Genomic DNA, 21,170 nt, shown 5'->3' with positions numbered 1-21,170 from the left:
TCAATTCCTGTCTGCAAGGCCACCACGGGCGGCAACCGCGTTGCGACGCTGCAGTTCGTCGGCGGTGCGACGTGCTACGGATTCGCTGGATTCACCCGGTTGCTGGTGGATGGTGATGTTGTTGGTCTGTTGTTGCTGCACGGTGGTGACGCCGCGTGGGGTGGGCGCGGGCATGTCGGGTGCAGGACGGCCCTGCATGGCGCGGCGCAGGCTGTCCTCCTGCTCTCGGACGGCGGGCCTGTCACCCATTGCCACCGCAACACCGGTATACAACGCATCGTTCAGGCCGCCTCGGCCCTGGGCGCGCATGTTGCTGTATCCAACCACACCGTTGCCGATGCTCTTCATGCCATCGACTGCGCCTTCCTTGAGCTGCCCCAGGAAGCCTGATGCAACGTTCAGACCCTTGCCGACAAGCCCTCCCAGATCACCCAGTGGACCATCGATCAGCTCCAGCAGGGGCTTCAGTGCATCCATCACCACGTTGATCGCGGCGCGGGCAGTCTCCTTCATCGAATCCCATCTGCCGATCAGCGCGGTACCAATGGTTTCGCCCAAGGACATCGCTGCATCATTGAGGAATACGATGGTCTGGATGATGTTGCCGACGGCAGCGATCGCCATGCGGAAACTTTCAAACAGCAGGGTGCCGACGAAGCGGCCCACTTCGCCAACACGCGAGAGCGCGTCGCCGCTGTACTCGACCGGTGCGATCAGCTGGCTGATCCAGTTCCATACCCGGCTGAACACTTCGCCCATTGCCTCCCAAACCGGGCGCAGTGGCTCGACAGCGGCCATGATCTCGCCCATCGCGGCACCGGCGGAGTCGCTCACCCCCTGCCAGAGTCCTCCGAGGAATGCCTTGATCGGCTCCCAGTACTTGCGCACCAGGATGGCGCCTGCGGTGATCGCTGCGATGGCGATCGTTATCGGCCCGCCACCGATGGCGGCCACGGCAGTTGCGACGATGCGGAAGCCCGACGCCAGGCGCATCGCCATCGGCCCGAAGCGTCCCAACTGGGCCAGCAGGCTGCCGCCACGGAACAGCTCGAAGGCCTTCTGCGCAGCCAGGATCGGGCCCTGCAGGAAGGTCCAGGCGTAGCGTGCGCCGAGCACCGCGGTGCGCATGCCCAGCATGCCGACCACGATCTGCGTGGTGTTGGCGATCAGCTTCGGGTTTTCCTGCACGAACGAGGTGACCCCGTTCAGCAGTTCGGTGAGCTTGACCGCGGCCTCGCCCACCGCCGGCAGCAGCGCGGCACCGAAGGCCTTGGACAGGTTGTCCACGGCGATTTTGGCGCCCTCGATCTTCTGCGGATCGGTCTGCATCGCATCGGCATAGGCTGCATCGGTGGTGCCCGCCGATCCATTCAGCGCCTTGTCGCGGGCTCGAACATAGGTGTCCCAGTTCTCGATCATCGGCTGGACGAAGTTCTTCGCCTGGGCATCGCCGAACAGTGCGCCGATCTTCTTCTGGTCGCCCGCAGTGGCCTGGATGATTCCCTGCATGGCGGCATCGAAGGGATTGCCGCCGTCGGTCTGTGCGTCACCGATGATCTTGCGCAGATCCAGATTGAGGCTCTTCTTTGCCTTGTTCTGCAGCTCCGGCGACAGGACGGACGACATGAAATTCTTCATGTTGCTGGCGGCCTTGTCGGCGCCGCCGGCCGAATCCAGCGTGGCCTGCAGGGCGGCGCCGAGGGTGGCGGCCGCCGAGGTGCCCTGCAGCTTCATCGCTTCGAACGACGAACCCAGGGCAGGCAGCACTTCGGCCATGTCCTTCAGGCCCAGGCCGCCCTGCCGGCTGTTGACGACCAGCACATCCAGCGCGTTCTGCATGCGCGAGGGATCGATATCAAACGACTGCTGCAGGGCGGCCGCGGCCTGGGCCACATCATCGATGCTGGCGCCGGTGACGGTGGTGGTCCGCCCGACCGCGCCCAGGCTGGCCTGGGCTGATTGCGCATCCATGCCGGCGTCGATCATCAGCCTGATCGAGCGCTGCAGCGCGTCGGCGCCCTGGTTGGTCGCACGCGACTGTTCCAGGATGGCCTGCCCCAAGGCGCTCACCTGGGCCCGGCTGAGGTTGGCGGCCACGCCGATCTGCTGGTTCTGGCGGGCAAAGCCGGAGGCGTTCTCCACCGGCTTGGCCAGCGCGGTAACGGCCGTGCCAAGCGCACCACGTGCCTGGCCGAATGCCGAGCCGAGCTTCTCGCGCTTTTCCAGGTTGGCGGTGCGCTTTGCCTCGATGCTCTCCAGTGCCTCCTGCGAGGCACGCAGCGCGTCGACCTGGGTACGCATGCGAGCGTATTCCTTGCTCGTCGTGCTCAGACGGGCAAGCCTGCGGTCCAGCAGCGTCAACTCGGTGCCGATGCGCTTGATGCCATCGTTGGCGAAGGACAATGCGTCCTTCAGCGATCTGGACACCGAGCCGCCGATCGTGATCGTTGTCGTTTGAACGTTATTGGCCATGTACCGGCAACCCCTGAATCCACCAGATGAACTTCGACACCCGCAGCGTCATGATCTCGCGCAGGCCCCAGCCGGTATGACCGGCCAGGGCAAGCACTCCCTGCCTGATCTGTGGCAGGGTCAGGTGGTAAAAAGCGCGACGCCTGCCTGCAGTCGGGCGTAGTCGCGCAGCGGCATCTTGCGCACGTCGTCCGGCGAGATCTCGCACAGGTTGGCGATCATCCGCACCTCACGCTGGGCGTCGCTGCCCTTGTCGTCCTGGTAGCGCTCCATGTCTTCCACGGTCGGTTCACGCATGCGCAGCACGGCGGTCTCCATGCCGTTGACCTGGCGCGGGCGGGTGAGGGTGATCTCGGCAAAGCCATCGCGCTCGATGACGGTGTCGGTGGGGGTCTTGGTCTTGCTGGACATGGAGGCGTTCCTGGAATGCGATGCGGTGCGATGGATGCGGGGGCGCGAGGCGCCCCCGGGTTCTTCGGTGCGGCGTGGGCTCAGATGCCCAGCGCGCCGCGGATGCCGGCCAGGACGTCGACGCCACCCTGGCGGGCGATCATGTTGACCACGTCGATCTCCTGCACGACCTGGGCGCCATGGGTCAGCTTGTAGTAGCTCAGCGCCAGGCTGACCTTGATCGTGCCCTTCTCGCCGACCTTGGTTTCACCACGGTCCAGCAGCTTCACCTTGCCGCGCATGTTGTGCACGACCTGGGTCACTTCGCCGTCGTCGCCTTCCAGCGCTTCGCGGGCGGTGAAGCCGTACTCCTTGCTCTCGATGACGTGGAACTTGGTCATGATCTCCGCGTCGTCCGAGGCGAACTCGACCTCGGCGGTGAGCTTTTCATGGCCGAGCACGATCTCGGTCGGGGCGAGCATGCCGCCGGCCTGGAAGTCCTCGGTCTTCAGCGACAGCTTCGGTGCAGTGAAGGACATCACGCTGCCGGCATAACCCTTGCCGTCGACGTAGAAGTTGAAGTTTTTACGGATCTTGCGCGCCATGCTTAGAAGATCTCCGAGACGTAGTTGTTGTTCATGTGCATGCGGAAGGTCAGCTGCTCACCCGGGTAGGTCGGGGTGAAGTCGAAGTCCCAGTAGAAGCGGCCCTGGGCCACGCTGTCAGCTGCGTTCAGTTCCGGGTCGATCCAGCAGTTGCCGCCGAGGATCGCGCCCTGGGTCTTCAGCCCGCGCAGGAAGGCATTGACGCCCTCGCGCACGTCATCGACGTAGGTCTTGCTGATGCCGCGGTCGACGGCCCACAGGTGGGCGGCTTCCAGGCTGTCGGCGATGATGTCGGCGGTGCGCACCACGCACAGGAACTGCCACTTCGGATCGATGCTGGTGGTGCGGTTGCCCCACAGGCGGAAGCCCCCTTCGCGGATGACCGTTGCCACGTTGGCCTGGTTCAGCAGGTTGGCGCGGCTGGTGGCATCGGACAGGCCGAAGTCGATTGCACGCGCGGTGCCAACCACGCCGTTGAGTTCCAGGTTCGACGGCGACGCCCACCAGCCGCGCTCGTTGTCGCTGCGGGCGATGGCACCGGCCACGGCACCGGAGGCATAGCGGGTGACGATGGCATCACCGGACTGCACCAGCAGCGCCGGGTCGACCACGTAGACACGCTTGGAGCCGGTCAGGGCGGCGGTGGACTTGGCGGCATCATCGTTGCTGTTCGGGCCGTCCTTGATGATCACTGCGCGCAGCTTGTCGGCGATGCCGAGCAGTTCGGCCACGACCGGGTTGGCCAGCACGGCCTCCGGCTTGGCCGGGTCGGCCGGGTGCACATGGGTGAAGCCGGGTGCGACCAGGATGCGCGGCTTCACGCCGACGATGGACTTGGCCGCCAGCAGGGCATGCACGCCTTCATAGGCACCGGTCTGTGCGTTCACACCGCCCAGCACGTTGGCCAGGGTGGCGCTTTCATTGGCGCCCTTCTCGACGCGGATGACGACGACGACAGCGCTGGACTGATCGAAGATCGCATCGAGTGCGCCGGGCAGCGTGCCGGCTTCGGTGCCGGTGGTAGCCGACAGCTTGGCGGCCTGCGACGGCGAGGTCACCAGGACGGGGGTGTTGATGGGGAACGCTTCGGTGTCAGCCAGCGGTGCGGTGCCGACGATGCCGATCACGCTGCTGGAGGCGATGGCAATCGATCGGGCACCGGTATCGATGTTGACGACCTGTACGCCATGGAGAAATTCGGTCATTCGGGGTTCTTCCTCGGTGTGGGTGTGTGCCGGCTTGTGCAGGCGACGGGGTAATGTTCGGAGAATGTGGTTGTCGGGTTAATTGCAGCGGTGGCCCGCTGATCGATCAGACCCAGCCGGAGGCGCTGACTCTGGCGCTGAAGGTGGAAACCTGGGCGATACCTCCGGCACGGCGCAGCGCGACGGAAATGCTGACGCTGTCCGATTCGTAGCTGGCGGACCTGGCAGGGACGCTGATCGACACGCTTGCCGACGGTGCCGCCGATGCCGGCACGAACGAGGGAGCACTGGTGCTGAAAGAGGCTTTAGCTGGCGAGGAGCCGGTAATCTGCACTTCGTACTCGGAAACGCTTGCACCTGCCGGAAGCCACTGGCCCGACGCTGCTACTGAGCTGCCTCCATTGCCGCCACCGGCGACGCCCGTGCGGATGGCATAGGTGCCGTCGGCATACATCAGGATGGAGACGGTTGCCGACACGGAGCCGCTGGAGTTGGTCTTGGCGCCATTGCTTGCCGAGTAGCCCTTGCCGTGGAACGGCAGCCTGTAGGTGGCGCTGCCGCGGGCCGCCCACAGGTTGGATACGTCCATGCCGTTGATGCGATGGCCTACGTCGGCACGCTTGCTGCCGTACTGGATGTGGGCATAGCGACGACTGAGGTCGGTGCCGCCGATACGGCGGCCCGAGTCCTGTGCCTGCGGACCTTCGACGTACGGATCGAACAGGTCGTCAAAGTCGACGCCGGAAGAGCGATATCCGCTGGGCATGTCAGCGCTCCGCTTTCAGTGCGCGCACCTCGGCGGCCAGTTCCTGGATGGCCTTGGCCATCACCGGCAGCAGCTGGTCGAGCTTGACCGATGCCACGCGCTCACCCTGGAACTCGACGCCTTCCAGGTCGACCGCTTCCGGCACCAGTTCGGCCAGCTGCTCGGCGACGAAGAACAGGCGGCGACGACCGTCGTCGTTGTACTCGGGCTTGTAGTGGCCAGATGCGAGCTCCATGCGCTCGACGTCTGCCAGACCATAAGGGACCACGCTGTCGATCTCTTTCAGCTTGCGTGACGAGCCGACATCGAAGCCGCCGTTGGCGCTGGCAGCGCCAACTACATTGAGGTTTCCGTACTGATCGATGCGAAGCTGCTGTCCTACACCGCCACCAACGCTACCGAAGCCGATGTTCGTTCCACCTGATTGCATGTAGATGCCACAAGTGAGGCCCCCATCGGTCATCCCGTAGCCGCCACCGAAGCTGCCGCCAGTACGGAAGCCAAAGCTGGATACGCCGGTCCCAGGATTTGGCGCGGTCGGATAAGAGTCAATGTTTCCAGTTTCAGTGATACGTCCGGTTCGGCGCTGCGAGACGTTCGCGACCGCCGCGTAGAACACGTGACCACCAGTGCCGCCGCCACGATAATTGATGTACTCCGAACATCCGTAGCCGTTCTCGCTACCGAGTTGATTCCACAGAATCTCGGTGCCGTACGCGTCGTGTGGAATCCGGATTCGCAATGGGCGAACCTCGCAGGGCATATTGATGTACGAGCCGCGCATCTCGATCGGCGTGAATTCGGACTCCGCGTCATTGACGCCCTGGATTACGCTTCGACCATCGAAATCCATGACGCGAAGCATGCGGTCGGCGCCCGCAGCCATCCTCACTGCATTGTTTACCCGGAGGGCGCCGGGCATCACGTCGCCGGCCTTGTTCACCTTGCTTGCCGGATCAAAGTTCCCACTGGTCCAGACGGTGCCGCCAGAGTTGATCGTCGCGGTGAATCCACCTTCCACGTTCTTGAGCGAGAACGCAGAACCGCTCTTGAAGAGGTAGCTATCGCCTGAGCCGAAGTACACAACACCGTCGGTCGCGGCGTTACCCCAGCCGGATAGCCGCAGCGAGTTGCTCTTGATGGTGACGTTGCCAGTGAACGTGCCACCGGTCAGGTTGATCTTCGAGTCCGGTGCGAAATTGCCCGCATGCCACATCGCCGATCCATTCCAGCGCGGGCCATCACCATGCTTGATGGTGATCTCGCTGCTGGCGCTACGGTCGGTACTCCACACGCGCCACAGTCCGGTGTTTGCCCAGCCGCCAATGAACGACTGTTCTGCGCCCGAACTACCGAAGCCGACCAGGGGCGAGCTGCCCGCGATGAACTGCTGGTCGGTGAACGTGTTGCCGCCCCTGGACGCCTTGCCATCCAGTGCCGACTGCAGCCCGGTCACATCAGCAATCACATGCTTGTGGCCCACGGTGGCGAAGTCACCGGCCAGGGCGAACTCGGAGGCGTGCTTGCCGTCCAGGGTGTCGGCGTCCAGGCCGTTGCCATGCCCGGTGTCCTTCAGCGCGGCACTCTTCAGTTCCAGCGCAGTGCGCGCCGCGCTGGTGTTCGCCGCGGACAGCAGCGTCTTCGCCAGCGCGCTCGGGGCGCTGGCGCCGAAGCGCTTGTCGGTGTAGGCGCGCAGGCCGCGCGGGGTTACCGCGCGCTGGGTGTCGGTGGCATCTTCGGCTTCGGTGCTGGTGGCCAGCTCGACCACACCGACGACCTCGGTGGTGGCCGGCGGATAGAGGAAGCCGGCATCGCCGAACTGGATCTGCGTCGTGTCGATCCCGCTGAAGCGGGTATCGGTGGCCAGCAGCAGCATCGATGCGGCCGACTTCTCCATGATCGGATCGGCCTGGCCGTAGCTTGCGAACAGGGTGCCGTCAGCCAGGTACAGGCCGAAGCCGCGCAGCGTGTAGGACGTGGTGCTGTCGTCGCGGATGGTGACGTGCACGGTGTCATCGCCCACGGCCTGGCCGCCGAACGTCGCCACGCGCTTGATTTCGCCGGGCAGCGCGGTGAGCCCCGCCGAAGGCACGAAGGCGGTCGGGGTCAGGCCGATCTGGGTGATCAGGACGGCGTTGGTGCCGGTGTTCGGCGGATTGACCAGCTTGGCGAAGCCGGCATCGGTGATTTTCAAGCGCATGCGGGGGTTACTCTCCGATCAGTTGAAGGCGGCGGAAGGCCGTGGCGTGGGCGGCTGCAAGTGCGCCGACGGCGGCGTCGGCCTGCATGCCCTGGGTAAAGGTGAAATGCGAGCGCACCGGCTTGGTCCGGGTGATTTCGCCGATGACGTCCTCGACGAACATCGCCGTGGCGGACTGGCCATCCTGGTTGGCGATGGTCATCACCGCTTCGAAGGTGTGCGGCGCGCCCTTGGGCTGCAGCTGCCACCACTCGCGGATCAGCACCGAGCCACCGAAGGCGGCCACCACGTCACGCACGCTGCCGGCGGTGCCCTTGCGTCGCTGGATGGCGATGGCCGTACGCACCCGGGCGCGCTTCACGGCTTCGGGCCAGTAGGCCTTCCATTCGTCCACCGACAGCGCCCAGGCCAGCCAGGGCAGCAGCGCGGTCGGACAGCGGTCGGCATCCCACAGCGCGGTGATGTCCACCGGCAACGGACGTGCAACGATGGCGCGGGCAAGCGCGCGCTCGGCGTGGGTGGCGTTGGCGGGAAGCAGGTTCGCCGCCGAAGGCACCACCACCTGGGCGTCACCATCGATGACCTCGCCGGGCGCCGGTGCAGCGGCCAGGGTGACGATGCTGCCCTCGATGACGCTGCCCTGCAGCAGCTTGCGCCCCTGCGCATCGGTGCGGAATACCGACTGCAGGGTCGCCAGCGTGCCGCCGGGGTGGCGGAAGGTGCGGTTGCGGCCATCGATCGCGCCGTGCAGGCGCGCGTTGATCAGGCGCGTGCTCGGCTCATTCATCGGTGCCGCCATGGGTCAGGGTCACGCCGGTGCAGTGCGTGGCCTGGGTTCGGTCCACCACCACATCTGCAGCCGGATGGAGGATCTCCACGCGCTGCACGCCCTCGGCATGCAATGCGGCGAACAACCCCGAACGGGTGACATCGCGGCCGAGGCGATGTGACTCGCTGATGTAGCGGTCCAGGCGGGTGCGCGCTTCGGCAAGCACGACCTGTGAGTCCGGGCCGGCAAAGGTGAACAGCGTGGCGTCGACCGTGTAGTTGACGATCGTGGCCGGCTTCACCAGCACCTGGTCGGTCAGCGGTCGCACGTCATCCGCGCTCAGCTTCGCCTCGACGATGTCGAGCAGGCCCTGGGTGGCGGTTCCATCCGCTTCGCGCGACAGCACCGAGACCACCACTTCGCCGGGGGCGGGACTGGTCGCACTGGCGTCGAGCACACGCGGGTCCGCGCTCAGCGCATGGAATACATAGGCACCTTCCGGTCCTGCAACGCTGAACCCTTCCGGGCCCAGCTGGATGCGGCGGCGGAAGTCCTCGTCGCTCTCATATCGCGGTGGAATGCCTTCCTGCGGTCTGCCCGGGTCGAGCACCTGGCGGACGACGCCGAAGATCGCGGCGAGGTGGTCCAGGTCGCTGCCACCGGCATAAGCCAGCATCACGCCACGCGCGGCATCGTTGACACGCTGGCGATCGAGCAGGCGCAGGTAGGTGCAGACCTCCAGGATCTTGAAGGCCGGGTCCGACGGCAGCAGCGCGTCGAAGGTGGGATCCAGGGCCTGCAGCGCGGTCAGCGATTCATCGAACATGGCTTCGAAATCGAGCACTTCGATGACCGCCGGGGCAGGCAGCTGGGACAGATTGACACTGGTGAACGAGCCGGATGCCACGGTTAGCGAACCTCGATTCCTTCGATGGTGATGGCCTCGCCGTCCGGCAGGTGGATCCCGGTCACTGCCAGGATCATCACGCCGGGGGCGGGGAGGGAGACGTCGACGTTCTCGACGTGGAGACGCGGTTCCCATCGCGCCAGCGCGTCGACGGTGGCCGCGATCAGGTCCATGCGCAGCGAGCGGTTGGTCGGCGCATCGATCAGTTCAAACACGCGTGAACCGTATTCGCGGCGCAGTACGCGGGAGCCAAGGGGCGTGGTGAGAATGTCACGCACGGACTGGTGGAGATGGGCGAGCCCATCCAGTGATTTGCCGGTGTTGGCGTCGATTCCTCGCATGGCCTCTATCGTCGTGGAGTGCGGGTTTTCAGGGCATTGCAGGCGTGGCCGCTCAGGCCTGGGCCGGCGTGGTCGGCGCGGTTGGGCCCTGTGCGGTGTGCTTGTGTGCCTTCAGGCCGATGGCGCCAGCCTTGATCTCGCCCGGTGTGCTGATGTCCTTGCCGGCGCTGATCGCGCCGCTGACATCCAGATCGCCGGTCGCCTTGATCGAGGGCGTATCGAGCACGATCGATTCGCTGGCGATCACCTGTGCATTGGCGCAGGTGACGATGACCTTGCCGCTGCCGACATGGACGTTGAGCGTGTTGGTTTCCTGGTCGTACTCGACGGTGCTGCCGTCGGCGAACTCGGTGCGTTGCCGCAGGCGCGAGTCGGCCGGCGGCGGAAAGCGGTCCTGGTACAGGCTGCCGAGTACCAGTGCCTGGCCGGGGTCGCCATAGGGGCAGGCCAGTACGACCTGCTCGCCGGGTTCGGGCGCGCACCAGCTGCGTACGCCCGGGCCCGCGCGGCGTTCCAGCCAGGGAATCCAGTCGGTAAGCATGCCGTCGGCATCGACGCGGACACGCCCGTTCGCCTCGTCCAGCTCGCGTACCACACCGATCATCAGCAGGTTGCCGATCAGCCGCGCGTGTTCGGCGCTCATCGTGCGCGCTCCGGCAACGGCTGGTAGCGGGACTCATGGGCGCGGCCGATCTCCGGCGCGAAGCTGTAGGACGCCTGCGGCACCACGCCACCGGTGTCGTCCCACGGGTTGTGGCCCAGTGCGACCGGCAGCGACCACTCGACGATCCAGGTGCGCAGGCCCGGCTGTGCCGCCGCTGGGTCTTCGGGCAATGCCGCGATCACATCGATCGCACCGCTGGCAACGCCGGGAAAGCGGCCGAGCTGGTGCAGCCAGGTTGCAAGGGCGAGGGCCGCGTTGCGCAGCCGCAGCGCCGTGGTTGCATCGGTTGCCGGCAGCACAATGCGTGCTTCGAAGCGCAGCGTGGCCTGCAGAAGGCCACTGCCATCATTGTTGTCCCTGCTGCGGTCACAGCGGGTCATCGCCAGCAGGCAGGCCGGCAGGGGCAGCCCCTCAGCGTTGGCGTCGCGATGGAACTCGACGCTTGCAAACCCTGGAAAGCGTGCGCGGATTGCGGATTCGATCGCGGCAATCAGCGGATCGAGCGTGGGAGGGAAGGGATCGTTCGCCATGTCAGCTCATGCAGGGAAGGGAGGAAGGGCGTAGCGCTGCAAGGCGCGCGCGGTCTGCAGCCAGTGTTGCCATCACCGCAGTGGGGTGGCATTGCAGGCGTGGCCGTATCCGGCAGGCTCAGTGCGCGGGTGTGGCGCTGCTGCTGCAGTCGGAAGGTGCTGCCGGCGCGGCGCCATTGATGGTGATGCCGCGCTGGTTGCCGAGGCTGCACAGCAGCGCACTCAGCTGGTCGGCCAGCGCGTGGTACTGCTGTGCGACGGCAACGTGATTGCGCAGCAGCGCGTCATCGCTGGCCGCGTGCAGGTCCGGCAGGCGGGAAGGGGGAAGCAGCTGGGCAGGTGCGATGCTGAGATCAGCGCGGCAGGGCGTGGCCGGCGTTGGCCTCGCGCCAGATGCGCACGAACTCAGCGTCAGCGTCGCCGCGATCACGACCAGGAGTCTTGGCATGGGTCTCGATGTCCCGTTGCAGGGTGTTGAACTGTTCGGTGCGCCGGGACTGCCGGGCCAGGCGCTGTGATTCGGCCTGCGCGCCTGCGGCGCTGTTGGCGAGGGCCTGCTGGTACGCTCGCTGGGCTGCATCGGTGTGGGCCGCCTGCTGCGCTGCCCGGGTGGTGGCAGCGGCAAGGTCCGCGCTGCGGTCGCGCAAGGTCCATCCCAGCCAGGCGCAGCTCGCGTGGCTGCCGGCAAGGACCAGCAGTCCGATGCCCAACCTCAGTGCCCCGGGCGTCACTGCAGGGCTCCGCCGGCGGCCCGGTACGCCGCGCGCAGCGTTTCCAGTGCGTGCTCCTTCTGGCCGTAGCCGGCGCCTGGCAGCGACGCCCAGATGCGCCGTGCCGCGGTGACGGCAGCGTCGAAGCGTCCCAGCCGGATCAGCTCGTAGGCACCGCACTGTCTCAGCAGGGCGACCGCCGCGCGGTCCTGCGAGACCGGGCCGAAGTCGGGCAGGCCCAGGCGTGCGCGCAGGTCGTCCCAGGTGCTGCGCAGGAACTGGTAGCGGCCGGCGGCGCTGGATTTGATGCCGTAGCGCGGCAGCGACACCAGCACGCGGGGATGGTCGCGGTAGTCGGTGAACAGCTGGCCGCCGACGATGACGTCGTAGCCGCGGTCACGTGAGCGCTGGCCCGGAATGTCGGTGCCTTCGGACACGGCCAGCATGTCCAGGAACGCAGCGACGTTGGTGCCACCGAGGGCACTGGCGGCGGCGACGGTCATGCGGCCGCTCCCGGTTGCTTGCGCACCAGGGCCAGCAGGGCGTCTATCTGTACGCTCTGCTGGGCGATCTGTGCACGCAGGGCGCTGACTTCACCGCGCAGCTGCCCGATCTCCTGGGCCATTGCCTCGCGTTCGTGCATCAGTCCATCGGCGCGTGTACGTTCGGCCGCGAGTTGTTCCTGCAGGGTGCGCAGGGTGTTGCTGGTGGCTTCATCGGCAGTGCGGTCGACCTTGGCCGACGACAGCCACTGGCGCAGCCACAACGACACCGCGATCAGCACGCCCGAGGTCCCGCCCAGGTACTTGGCCCAATCCGGCACGCCGGCCAGCAGGTCGCTCTCGTTCATGCGCGTGCGTACCCCTTGAGCAGGGCCGGGTGGACGGCCGGTGGCGGCGCGGAACGCGCGCCGCGCAGGGCGCGCTTGATGGTGGTCTGTGAGACGCCGAACTCACGCGCGACATGCTCGCGCGGCATGCCGCTGGCGACCGCGCGGGCGATCTGCTCACGGCGTTCGTGCGCGCCGGCAGCGAAGCAGGACGCCAGGAACAACAGTTCGCCGCCGAAGTGCGCGACCAGCCGCTGGGCGACGTCGTGGCCAAGGATGTCGATCAGCCGGTGCTGGTCGGGCAGGGTGGAGGGGACGTAGACGATGACGCGGTGACGGCCGGTGGTGCTGGAGGTGGTCGGCGGCCACGCACGCACCAGCGTGAGGGCTGCGGATTCGCCGATGACCTCGGCCAGGGTCTGGATGCTGTCGGGCAGGGCGTTCATGGAGGATGTCTTCAGTGGCATTGATCTCCACTGTTGCCATCCCGCCCGGCCAGTCAACACCTTTCATCTACTTTTATATCGGCGCACTGAAGACGTTCAGTCGTGCGGGAGGAAGGGTGAGGAGTACGACACGCCTGCCTGCAGTGCGCTGCATCCGCTTGCGCCGACCGCTGATGTTTTCCTGTACATCCGTACTCGTTGTCCTCACCTGGCAGGAACAGAGGCGGATCAAGGGGATCGGGCAGGTACAGGGTGAGGACGGCCACCCGCCACACAGCCTCATGCGCCGTGTACTGGCCTGAAACGAAAAAGCCCCGGACGATGCCGGGGCTTCAGGACTGCAGGAGGCGCTGGATCAAAGATCGAATACCAGGTTGCCGCCGGTCTTGCGGGGGATGTAGCCGGCGTCGCGCAGCCAGCGTGCTGCGTTGACCTGGTCCATACGCTTGACCGGGAAGCGGTTGGCGAACATCAGGAAGCGCGCCACGGTGATCGACTCGCCCTTGCCCTTCAGGGCAGCGAGGGTTTCGACGAACCATGGCGCGGGCGGTTGCTGGTTGCCCGGGCGGGCCACGGTACGCGCCTGCTGGGCGCTGCCAGCGCCTGCCCGGGCAGTGGCCAGCGTGCACAGCGAGATGAAGATCGCATCCAGGCTCACGTTGTCCTTGCTGCCCTTGGGCTGGGACTTGAACAACTCGATGGCCTTCAGGCGCGTCGACGTGAACTGTTCGACCTCCATGGCGTTTCCTCTTTGCGAAATTGGTTGGGGATGCAGGGTGACGACAGGTGTCGTCGGTGATGGGGGATGACCTTACATCATTTTCGCCGATGATGGGTCGGGGCCTGCGCTGGGTTCAGCGGATGGGGCCGGTAGCGGGTCCTGGTTCCGGATCAGATCACACCGCGTGAAAGCAGCTGGTCCAGGGATCTGCGGACCAGATCGGCCGGGCTGCCGTCGTTGTCGACTTCGATGTCGACCAGTTCATGCGGCAGCGGCTGCTCGCTGGCATGAGGGTCGCTGCTGCAATGGCCCGGGCGGTTGACGCGGATCACGACACCACCACGACGCCGGATCGCGCGGGCCTCATTGGCGAAGCGGACGTCGGGTACCAGCCCACCCTCGGGCAGGCGTGCGAACAGCGAGCGTACCCACAGCTCGGGATGGACGCGGTCACGCCCCCATTCGGTACCGGCGGTCTGCATCAGGTGGCGCGGGGTGAGTTCGGCCAGCCAGTCGATGGCGTCCTCCTTGCGGCTGTCCAGTTCGTGCAGGGAGAGCCCGAGGAGGGAGGCGACGAACTGCCGCAGTGGGGCCGCGAAGCTGTCGCGTGGCAGCGCCAACGCCGACGCCAGTCCATTGGCGAGTATGTCCTTGCCCGATCGCTTGCTGCCGGCGATGCCGATGTAGAGGGGCACACGCGCGCGCGGCGCCGGCCGCAGGGCGATGCTGCCCAGTGCAGGGCCGGCACGGAACGCGGCCAGTGTGTCGGCAATCATGCGATGACCGCTGTCGAGGGAGGCGGGAATCATGCGGAATCTACTCCTGGAGAAATGCGGCAGGTGCCGGAGGATCAGCAATCGCGGCCGGCGAGGCTGCGGGCGCGGAGGATGCGCTGGGTGATGCGACCACCCCGGGCCGCCGCGGCGATCGGGTCAAAGCACAGCATGGCGGTGCGGGTACGTCGGCCGGCAGCAAGGTGGTCGCGGATGGTCCGCTCGGACAGCACCGGTACCCGCTGGTGGATCTGCTGCACGGTCAGCTGCTCACCTTCGAAGGCATGCAGTCGGGGATGAGGCATGGCGGAAGCGCTCCTGGAAGGTGGCGGGCCGATACAGCCATCTTGCCTCCGTAGACGTCCCTAGTCAACACCTTTCATCTACTTGCGTCATGGTGCGGTTGGAGGGGCGGGCTGGCGGTCCACAGCCGCAATGCCGCTGCTGCCAGGCGCTCACGCTCAACCGGGCCGCGTGCGGCCAGGACACCCTCGAGATACTGCTGGCGGTGCCGGCGCGGGCTGACCGCCGTCCAGCGCCCGTCGTTGTCCATGCGCCGGTAGCCGTCCAGTTGCAGCAGGCGACGTGCTTCGCAGTGCAGACGCCAGTCGTCGCTGCTGCTATGCACGTCGCGACCATCATGCAGGCGTGGCATCTAGAACGGCCCTGCCGCGTGCTCGGCGAGACTGCGTCTGCGCTCGGGCATCAGCCAGACCTTGGCCCGCTCTTTGCCCACCACGCGGGTGCGCACGCCATGCCGCTTCACCACGTAGGCGGCGGCCTCGTTCACCTCGCGACGGTTGGGCTTGTCGATGCCGGCCGCGATGACGATCTCGGTGGCGCGGTAATGCGCGCTCCAGTGTTCGGCAGGGAGCGACCAGTCGAAATGGCGATCGATCAGTTCGGCGATCGGCGAGATGGGTTCGTGTTCGCTGTTGGTGGCATTCAGTGCATCCAGTTCCTCGGCACTCAAGTGCCAGGTCTCGCCGCTGCAGTACAGCGCATGGGCCTCTGCCCAGACCTGCTGCATGTCGATCCGCGCCGGTTCACCCAACGCCACGGCGTGCACGGTCCACCAGCGGGTGTTGCCGGTGGCATCGCGCAGGAAGCGTTCGTCGTTGACACTGGCAAACAGGATGGTGCGCCGTGCGTAGCGGGATTCGGTGCGCGCGTAGGGGCGGCGGATCTCGTCATGGCTGCGCGAGATGAATGATTTCAGCGCCGCGATATCAGTACGGCGGAAGGTGGCATCGACTTCGCCCAGCTCGACGATCCATTTGGAGATGACCTGCTTGACGCTGTCCTTGTTGGCCGGATCGAGCACCACGCCATCGGCGATCAGTTGCAGCTCGGCCGGCGCCAGCTGCCGTGCCCAGCGCGTCTTGCCCAGGTTCTGTTTCGAGACGAACGTCAACACGCCGCGCGCGACCACGCCATCGGGCTCAAAGGCGGCTGCCACGCCGGAGATCAGCCAGCGCCGCATCAGGACCTCCTTCAGCACGCGTCCGTCGGCCATGCGCGTGGGCTGGGCTTCCTGCACGGTGTCGAAGAACGCCTGCAGGCGGGGCTGGCCGTCCCACGGCCGTGAGGTGATCCAGCTGGCGACCGGGTTGTAGGGATTGGCTTCGGCCACCTGGCACAGGTTGGTCTCGAAGCTGGCGGTGGCCATGCCGGCGCGGTGCATGCAGTCCATCACTTCGCCTGCCGCGACTTCCTTGGCGTTGTCCACGGTCGTTTGCAGCCCAGGGACCAGAATCTCCAGATCCTTGCGGATGACGTTGTAGCGCACGGTCACACCGGTGCGGCGGCACAGCTCGGCCAGGTTGCGGGCCGTTGGCAACGGCCGCGCGCGCGCGCTGGTGTCGGGAAACGGGGTAAAGGCATCGAATGCGGACAGGTTGCCTGGCACCTGGTAGCGCGCGCTGGCCGATGACGGCGCATCGTCCTGCGCCACGTCGTCGCCTGCTGCGGGCGGCATGGGGGGCAACAGCTGGGTACGCACGGCGTCCAGCCCTTCACGCAGATGCAGGTCGTTGAAGTCGGTAGGACGGTCATCGTCGCCATGCAGCGCGGCAAACTCGGGCCAGACCACGCGGGCATCGATGTCTGCGGCGGTCCGCGAGGCCAGGGTGACGCCAGGGTTGTCCAGCGGCTGTCGCGTCCACTGATCGTTGTCGGCACATAGCACGAACGACGCGTCCGGCATGGCGCCGCGCCAGGCCTGGCCGACCGGGCCGAGGTTGCCCGCATCCCAGGCGACTACCGCGCACCAGCCGGTGGCCTGGTGGATGGATTCGGCCGTGGCGTAACCTTCTGCAATGGCAATTGGCTGGCCGGCAACCGGCTTGCCGATGACATGGAAGCAGCCCTGCTTGCGGCCGCCGGAAAGGAAGTCCTTGTCGCGTCCGAGTGCCGGATCCATGCGTGGAAAGATCGCCTGCAGCGAGACAATCCGGCCCGCACTGTTCATCACCGGTACCAGCAGGGCATTGTCGATGTGGCGGAAGACCAGCCCATCGCTGTTGCGCACCGGCCATGGCGCCACACGCAGGCCATGTGCGTGGATGCCCTTGCGTACGAGATAGGGGTGGTGGGCATCCGCGGGAATGGCTCGGTTCCACAGCGCGTTGGCCACCTTGGCGGCGGCGTCCTCGCGCTCGCGCTGATCCCGTTCGCGCGCGCTGCGGGCCGCCTCCTGGCGTTGCCGGATGGCACGCTGCTCGGCGGCGCTCAACGCGGTCGGTGATTTCGCGCACCAGGCATGGCGGATGCCGGTCCGCCAGCTGCCGAACTCGCCGGCCGGCACGTTGTCGCCAAACAACACCGCCCAACCATTGCGCGTGCCACGACGGTCGCCTTCCACATGGAAGCGTACCAGGGTGCCATCGGCGTTGAGCGCGTCGCGGCCGCGCGCGTCCGGCACGATGCCGTGCGCGTGCATGGCCTGCAGGAACGCGGGAACGATGTCCTGCGTGGGATGCGGTGTGTGCATTCGACGGGGCCCCTGGGAACGTGGATCGGTCCACGGCGGCCGATGGCGGCCAACGTGCTGTGCAGTGCCTGGCGTGCGCAGGCCGCGCAGCGGCCGACCGACGCAGTGTGGTCAGGATGTGATGGGAGGTGGTGACGGTCATGGTGTCGGAATGGGGTTTCATTTGCAACACCTTCCAGCACCTTGCATCCCTGATTGCGATCGGGTCGCCGGGTACTCGTTGGATCTGCGATGGCGTTTGCAGATCGCTGTGGTCGCATTGATGCGTCGCAGTTGGCGAGAACCGGTTTTCGGATGATGCGATCGCCGTCAGCGACGGCCCTTTGTTTCTCTCCATCGCGCCTTCGGGCGCCCGTGCACAAGGAGCCTGCATGCCTGAAATCCACTGCAACCACGAACGCCGATCCGCCGCGGAATCCGCGTCATTGACGGTCGTTGCGACGTTCTCAATCGGTGCGACCACCCCTCGATAAAATACAACCCGCATGACGGACACCATCGACGAAGCGCAGGAAATGGAAGCGCGCCACCTGCAACGCGCCCTGGCCCAGCACGCAACGCGGGCCAGCAACGTTGCCCCTCTCACTCCCATGGGGGAATGCCACAACCCGGACTGCAGCGAAGACTTCGACAACGATCCGGCAAGGCTGTTCTGTGGGCCTGCCTGTGCCGAGCGTTTCGAAGCCATCCATCAACACCGCAACGCATAGGAACAGGGGACATGTCTCTGAACAGCAACGACGCTGGCTTCACCGAACGCATCGCCGGTCTATCGGCCGAGCTCGCCGTGCTGGTGAGCCTGGTGGAGAACCACATCCATCTGCAGCTGGCTGATCTGGCCGACTCGGGTGATGTGGATGCACAGGAGCGATTCGCGGTAGCCGATCCGGAGCGCTGGTTGGAGAACGCCCGCAACAGCCTGCAGGCGGGTGTCATGTTCCTGGAGCGCGCGGTGCAGCAGCCGGCGCGGTTCTAGTCATCCGGTGCGGGGACGGAAGGGGCCGGCCAGGCTGCCTTCCGTCCCCCTCGGGCAGTGGCCGGTCCCCTGTGCTGCAGGCTGCGTCATAACGTCGCACCGGCGGCCGGGCAACCCTGAACGTGGTCCAAGGTTGGTCGCAGGCCCGTAGAATGGCCGGGTGCGTCGTTCTGTCCTCCACCGCCGGTTCCAGGCCCTGGCATGGCTGGCCATGCTGCTGGTGCTGCTTGCCCCGCTGGTGAGCCGCTGGCTGGCGCATGGTCACGTTGCAGCGGCTTTGCCAGTAGTGGCGATGGACCATTCCCAGCATGCGCAGCATGCGATGGAGGGTCATCACGACCACCACGCGATGGCGATGCAGCAGGGCGAGGACGCAAGGAAGCCGCCCACCGATCCACACGCCGAGCATGAGATGGGCGTGGACTGCGACTACTGCCTGATCGCCGCGCGGCTGATCACCCTGCTGGTGGCGGTATTGCTGCTGCTTGCGCCGGTGGCATCGATATGCCGTGCACTGCCCGGTGCGGTGCAGGCGTTGCCGCAGCGGGTCAGCGGCACATTGGGAGCGCGCGGGCCACCGGCCTTCATGGCTGCCTGAGCCACACGCGCGGTGCATTGACCTTCCTTCCATGAGGTTGCCGGCCACGGCCGGCGCCCGCCCGCGCGTGTCTGTCCCTTTCTGATTGCTGCCCTGCCACTGCGGGGTGGCCTTGCATGCCGTGAACAAATGAATACGAACCCGAACTCCGCGCACCTGCGCCGGGCGACGCTGCCTGTCATGTGCGCGTTGCTCCTGCACACCGCCTCCGTACTTGCCGCCGATGCGGCACCGCCGACCACGCTGGAGACCGTACGCGTGATCGATACCCGCAGCGGTGAGCTGTCATCCACCGCCAGCGCAGGCTCTGCGTTGGGCCTGAGCGTGCTGCAGACACCGGCCAGCCTGACGGTGATTTCGCGCGAGCAGCTGGAACAGCGTGGCGACGCCAACCTCAACGACGCGATCAGCCGCGCCGGCGCGATCAGTGCGATGCCGCACCCGGGCAACGGCCTGAGTGCGCTGTCCAGCCGTGGCTTCACCGATGGCGCTTCAGTGATGCGCCTGTACGACGGGCTGCGCCAGTACGGCGGCGTGGGCATCACGTTCCCGTTCGATACCTGGTCCATCGAGCGCATCGAAGTGCTGCGCGGTCCGGCCTCGGTCATCCACGGCGATGGTGCCATTGGCGGGGTCATCAACATCGTGCCGAAGAAGCCGACGCGCGGTGCCATCGAGAACGAGATCAGCGTGACCGTGGGCAGCGAGGACACCGCACGCCTGGGCTTCGGCAGTGGCGGCGCGCTGGCGCCGGAGCTGGCCTACCGCGTGGACGTGAGCGGCAACTACAGCGGCGGGTGGGTCGACCGCGGGCGCAACAGTGATGCCACCTTCTCCGGCGCACTGCTGTGGCAGCCACGCACGGATCTGCAGCTGACCCTCACCCATGCGCAGGGCCACCAGAAGCCGATGCGCTACTTCGGCACGCCGCTGGTGGATGGGCAGCAGCTGGAGGCATTGCGCCATCGCAACTACAACGTGGAAGACAGCGAGATCCGTTATCGTGACCGCTGGACCCAGCTCGATGCGCTGTGGACACCGAACGCGAACGTGGAATGGCGCACGCGCGTCTACCAGATCGGCAGCCAGCGCGACTGGCGCAATGCCGAGGCCTATGTCTACAACCGCGCTACCGGCTTGATCGATCGATCGGGCAATACCGAGATCACCCACAACCAGGACCAGACCGGGCTGACCTCGACGCTGCGCGTGCGGGGCAGTGTGGGCGGGCTGCAGAACAGTTTTGCCGTGGGCCTGGACGCCAACCGAGCGCACTTCAAGCACACCAACAACACCTATGCCGGCAGTTCCGGCCCGGTCGATCCGTTCGATCCGGTGCCGGGCCAGTTCGCCAGCGATGCGCCGAACCTGCCGCGCTATCGCAACGGTGCCGAGCAGTACGCGCTGTTCGTGGAAGACCACCTGGCGTTGAGCGAGCGTTGGTCGGTGCTGGGGGGGTTACGCCATGACCGCGCACGCATCGACCGCACCGACCTGATCAGCGGCCGGAACGCGTTTTCCAGGACCTACAACAGCACGGGCTGGCGCGTGGGCACGGTATTCGCATTGCAGCCAACGCTGAGCTTCTATGCACAGTACTCACAGGCGGTGGACCCGGTCAGCGGCCTGCTGATGATCAGCCCGGCCAACGGTGCGTTCGACCTGGCCAAGGGACGGCAGGTCGAGGTGGGCCTGAAGCAGGCATTCGACGGTGGCGAGTGGACCCTGGCGGCCTATCGCATCCGCAAGACCGGCTTGCTCAGCCGCGACCCGCTGGTGCCGGATCGCCGGCTACAGGTGGGCGCGCAGACCTCGCGCGGCATCGAGGCATCGTTGAACTGGGCCTTCGCGCCGCGGTGGTCGCTCGATGCCAATGCCACAGTGCTGAAGGCCGAGTTCGAGGACTTCCTGGAAGCCACCGGTTCGCCGCCGGTAGTGGTCCCGCGCGATGGCAATGTGCCGCCGAACGTGGCCGAGCGCCTGGCCAATGTGTGGGTGAGCTGGCAGTTCCTGCCCGACTGGAGCGCGGCCGCAGGCGTGCGTTACGTCGGCAAGCGCTACGCCGACAATGCCAACACCCTGGAGCTGCCCGGCTACAGCACCACCGACCTGGCGCTGACCTGGCAGGCGTCACCGCGTACGCGGTTGTCGGCGCGCTTGTTCAATGTGTTCGACAAGGCGTACTACGCCACGGCGTACTACACCAGTACGCAATGGCTGCTGGGACCGGATCGGCGCGTCGAGTTCACCGTCGACCACCGGTTCTGAGGGCACTG

General features: G+C 66.4%; 25 protein-coding genes. 4 read left to right on the top strand and 21 right to left on the bottom strand.

Annotated elements, in window-relative coordinates; translation table 11 throughout:
* The 21 genes from D7T59_RS08965 to D7T59_RS08865 all read right to left on the bottom strand — a co-directional run bounded on the left by D7T59_RS08965 (position 1) and on the right by D7T59_RS08865 (position 17,320).
* The gene (locus D7T59_RS08965) at positions 1–2,472 is read right to left on the bottom strand and encodes a phage tail tape measure protein (protein ID WP_180851387.1); all 2,472 of its coding nucleotides are present in this window, start codon (positions 2,470–2,472) and stop codon (positions 1–3) included.
* A gap of 120 nt (positions 2,473–2,592) precedes the next feature.
* A complete protein-coding gene (locus D7T59_RS08960; protein WP_005412456.1) occupies positions 2,593–2,883 on the bottom strand; it encodes a phage tail assembly protein in 291 nt (96 codons plus the stop codon).
* Positions 2,884–2,963: 80 nt separating this feature from the next.
* Complete coding sequence (locus D7T59_RS08955) at positions 2,964–3,467, bottom strand: phage major tail tube protein (protein ID WP_099553864.1); 504 nt, start codon at positions 3,465–3,467, stop codon at positions 2,964–2,966.
* A gap of 2 nt (positions 3,468–3,469) precedes the next feature.
* The gene (locus D7T59_RS08950; RefSeq protein ID WP_180851388.1) at positions 3,470–4,672 is read right to left on the bottom strand and encodes a phage tail sheath C-terminal domain-containing protein; all 1,203 of its coding nucleotides are present in this window, start codon (positions 4,670–4,672) and stop codon (positions 3,470–3,472) included.
* Between the two features lie 106 nt (positions 4,673–4,778).
* Positions 4,779–5,438, bottom strand: coding sequence for a hypothetical protein (locus tag D7T59_RS08945; protein WP_180851389.1), 660 nt, complete (start codon positions 5,436–5,438; stop codon positions 4,779–4,781).
* Position 5,439: 1 nt separating this feature from the next.
* Positions 5,440–7,638 carry a tail fiber domain-containing protein gene (locus tag D7T59_RS08940; protein WP_180851390.1) on the bottom strand — a complete coding sequence of 733 codons (2,199 nt, stop codon included), beginning with the start codon at positions 7,636–7,638 and terminating at the stop codon, positions 5,440–5,442.
* 7 nt (positions 7,639–7,645) lie between these two features.
* The gene (locus D7T59_RS08935) at positions 7,646–8,194 is read right to left on the bottom strand and encodes a phage tail protein I (RefSeq protein WP_227860081.1); all 549 of its coding nucleotides are present in this window, start codon (positions 8,192–8,194) and stop codon (positions 7,646–7,648) included.
* Between the two features lie 223 nt (positions 8,195–8,417).
* A complete protein-coding gene (locus D7T59_RS08930; RefSeq protein WP_180851392.1) occupies positions 8,418–9,314 on the bottom strand; it encodes a baseplate J/gp47 family protein in 897 nt (298 codons plus the stop codon).
* 2 nt (positions 9,315–9,316) lie between these two features.
* Positions 9,317–9,655, bottom strand: a complete 339-nt coding sequence (locus tag D7T59_RS08925) for a GPW/gp25 family protein (protein ID WP_005408332.1) — start codon at positions 9,653–9,655, stop codon at positions 9,317–9,319.
* A gap of 52 nt (positions 9,656–9,707) precedes the next feature.
* Positions 9,708–10,298, bottom strand: a complete 591-nt coding sequence (locus D7T59_RS08920; RefSeq protein ID WP_180851393.1) for a phage baseplate assembly protein V — start codon at positions 10,296–10,298, stop codon at positions 9,708–9,710.
* On the bottom strand, positions 10,295–10,849 hold the full coding sequence (locus tag D7T59_RS08915) for a hypothetical protein (protein ID WP_180851394.1): 555 nt from the start codon (positions 10,847–10,849) through the stop codon (positions 10,295–10,297). Before D7T59_RS08915 ends, D7T59_RS08920 begins: the two co-directional genes overlap by 4 nt.
* Before the next feature lie 118 nt (positions 10,850–10,967).
* Positions 10,968–11,297, bottom strand: coding sequence for a hypothetical protein (locus D7T59_RS08910; RefSeq protein ID WP_164136929.1), 330 nt, complete (start codon positions 11,295–11,297; stop codon positions 10,968–10,970).
* Positions 11,203–11,496 (bottom strand): hypothetical protein, encoded by a 294-nt coding sequence (locus tag D7T59_RS08905; RefSeq protein WP_239506887.1) that lies wholly within the window; start codon positions 11,494–11,496, stop codon positions 11,203–11,205. Before D7T59_RS08905 ends, D7T59_RS08910 begins: the two co-directional genes overlap by 95 nt.
* A gap of 80 nt (positions 11,497–11,576) precedes the next feature.
* The gene (locus tag D7T59_RS08900) at positions 11,577–12,062 is read right to left on the bottom strand and encodes a glycoside hydrolase family 24 protein (protein WP_180851395.1); all 486 of its coding nucleotides are present in this window, start codon (positions 12,060–12,062) and stop codon (positions 11,577–11,579) included.
* Complete coding sequence (locus D7T59_RS08895) at positions 12,059–12,409, bottom strand: hypothetical protein (protein WP_043033662.1); 351 nt, start codon at positions 12,407–12,409, stop codon at positions 12,059–12,061. The genes D7T59_RS08900 and D7T59_RS08895 overlap by 4 nt, the downstream gene beginning before the upstream one ends.
* Positions 12,406–12,834, bottom strand: coding sequence for a Mor transcription activator family protein (locus tag D7T59_RS08890; protein WP_232274011.1), 429 nt, complete (start codon positions 12,832–12,834; stop codon positions 12,406–12,408). Before D7T59_RS08890 ends, D7T59_RS08895 begins: the two co-directional genes overlap by 4 nt.
* Before the next feature lie 355 nt (positions 12,835–13,189).
* Positions 13,190–13,573, bottom strand: a complete 384-nt coding sequence (locus D7T59_RS08885; RefSeq protein WP_049444117.1) for a hypothetical protein — start codon at positions 13,571–13,573, stop codon at positions 13,190–13,192.
* A gap of 152 nt (positions 13,574–13,725) precedes the next feature.
* The gene (locus D7T59_RS08880; protein WP_180851396.1) at positions 13,726–14,364 is read right to left on the bottom strand and encodes a deoxynucleotide monophosphate kinase family protein; all 639 of its coding nucleotides are present in this window, start codon (positions 14,362–14,364) and stop codon (positions 13,726–13,728) included.
* A 41-nt stretch (positions 14,365–14,405) separates the two neighbouring features.
* Entirely contained in the window at positions 14,406–14,633 is a 228-nt protein-coding gene (locus D7T59_RS08875) for a hypothetical protein (protein ID WP_180851397.1), read from the bottom strand.
* A 74-nt stretch (positions 14,634–14,707) separates the two neighbouring features.
* Entirely contained in the window at positions 14,708–14,983 is a 276-nt protein-coding gene (locus D7T59_RS08870) for a DUF7696 family protein (RefSeq protein ID WP_180851398.1), read from the bottom strand.
* Positions 14,984–17,320 (bottom strand): VapE domain-containing protein, encoded by a 2,337-nt coding sequence (locus D7T59_RS08865; RefSeq protein ID WP_180851399.1) that lies wholly within the window; start codon positions 17,318–17,320, stop codon positions 14,984–14,986.
* Between the two features lie 485 nt (positions 17,321–17,805).
* Between D7T59_RS08865 and D7T59_RS08860 the strand changes: the two genes are divergently transcribed.
* From D7T59_RS08860 to D7T59_RS08845, 4 genes are all read left to right on the top strand, one after another.
* On the top strand, positions 17,806–18,030 hold the full coding sequence (locus D7T59_RS08860; protein ID WP_005408344.1) for a hypothetical protein: 225 nt from the start codon (positions 17,806–17,808) through the stop codon (positions 18,028–18,030).
* 11 nt (positions 18,031–18,041) lie between these two features.
* The gene (locus D7T59_RS08855; RefSeq protein WP_005408345.1) at positions 18,042–18,296 is read left to right on the top strand and encodes a hypothetical protein; all 255 of its coding nucleotides are present in this window, start codon (positions 18,042–18,044) and stop codon (positions 18,294–18,296) included.
* A gap of 211 nt (positions 18,297–18,507) precedes the next feature.
* The gene (locus D7T59_RS08850) at positions 18,508–18,894 is read left to right on the top strand and encodes a DUF2946 family protein (protein WP_180851458.1); all 387 of its coding nucleotides are present in this window, start codon (positions 18,508–18,510) and stop codon (positions 18,892–18,894) included.
* A gap of 129 nt (positions 18,895–19,023) precedes the next feature.
* Positions 19,024–21,162: a TonB-dependent receptor gene (locus tag D7T59_RS08845; RefSeq protein ID WP_180851400.1), complete on the top strand. Its 2,139-nt coding sequence runs from the start codon at positions 19,024–19,026 to the stop codon at positions 21,160–21,162.
* Positions 21,163–21,170 lie beyond the last annotated feature (8 nt).

It is taken from the genome of Stenotrophomonas maltophilia (assembly GCF_013464915.1).
GTDB classification, from domain to species: Bacteria; Pseudomonadota; Gammaproteobacteria; order Xanthomonadales; family Xanthomonadaceae; genus Stenotrophomonas; species Stenotrophomonas maltophilia_AT.
This window is presented reverse-complemented; position numbering and strand designations above follow the sequence as displayed.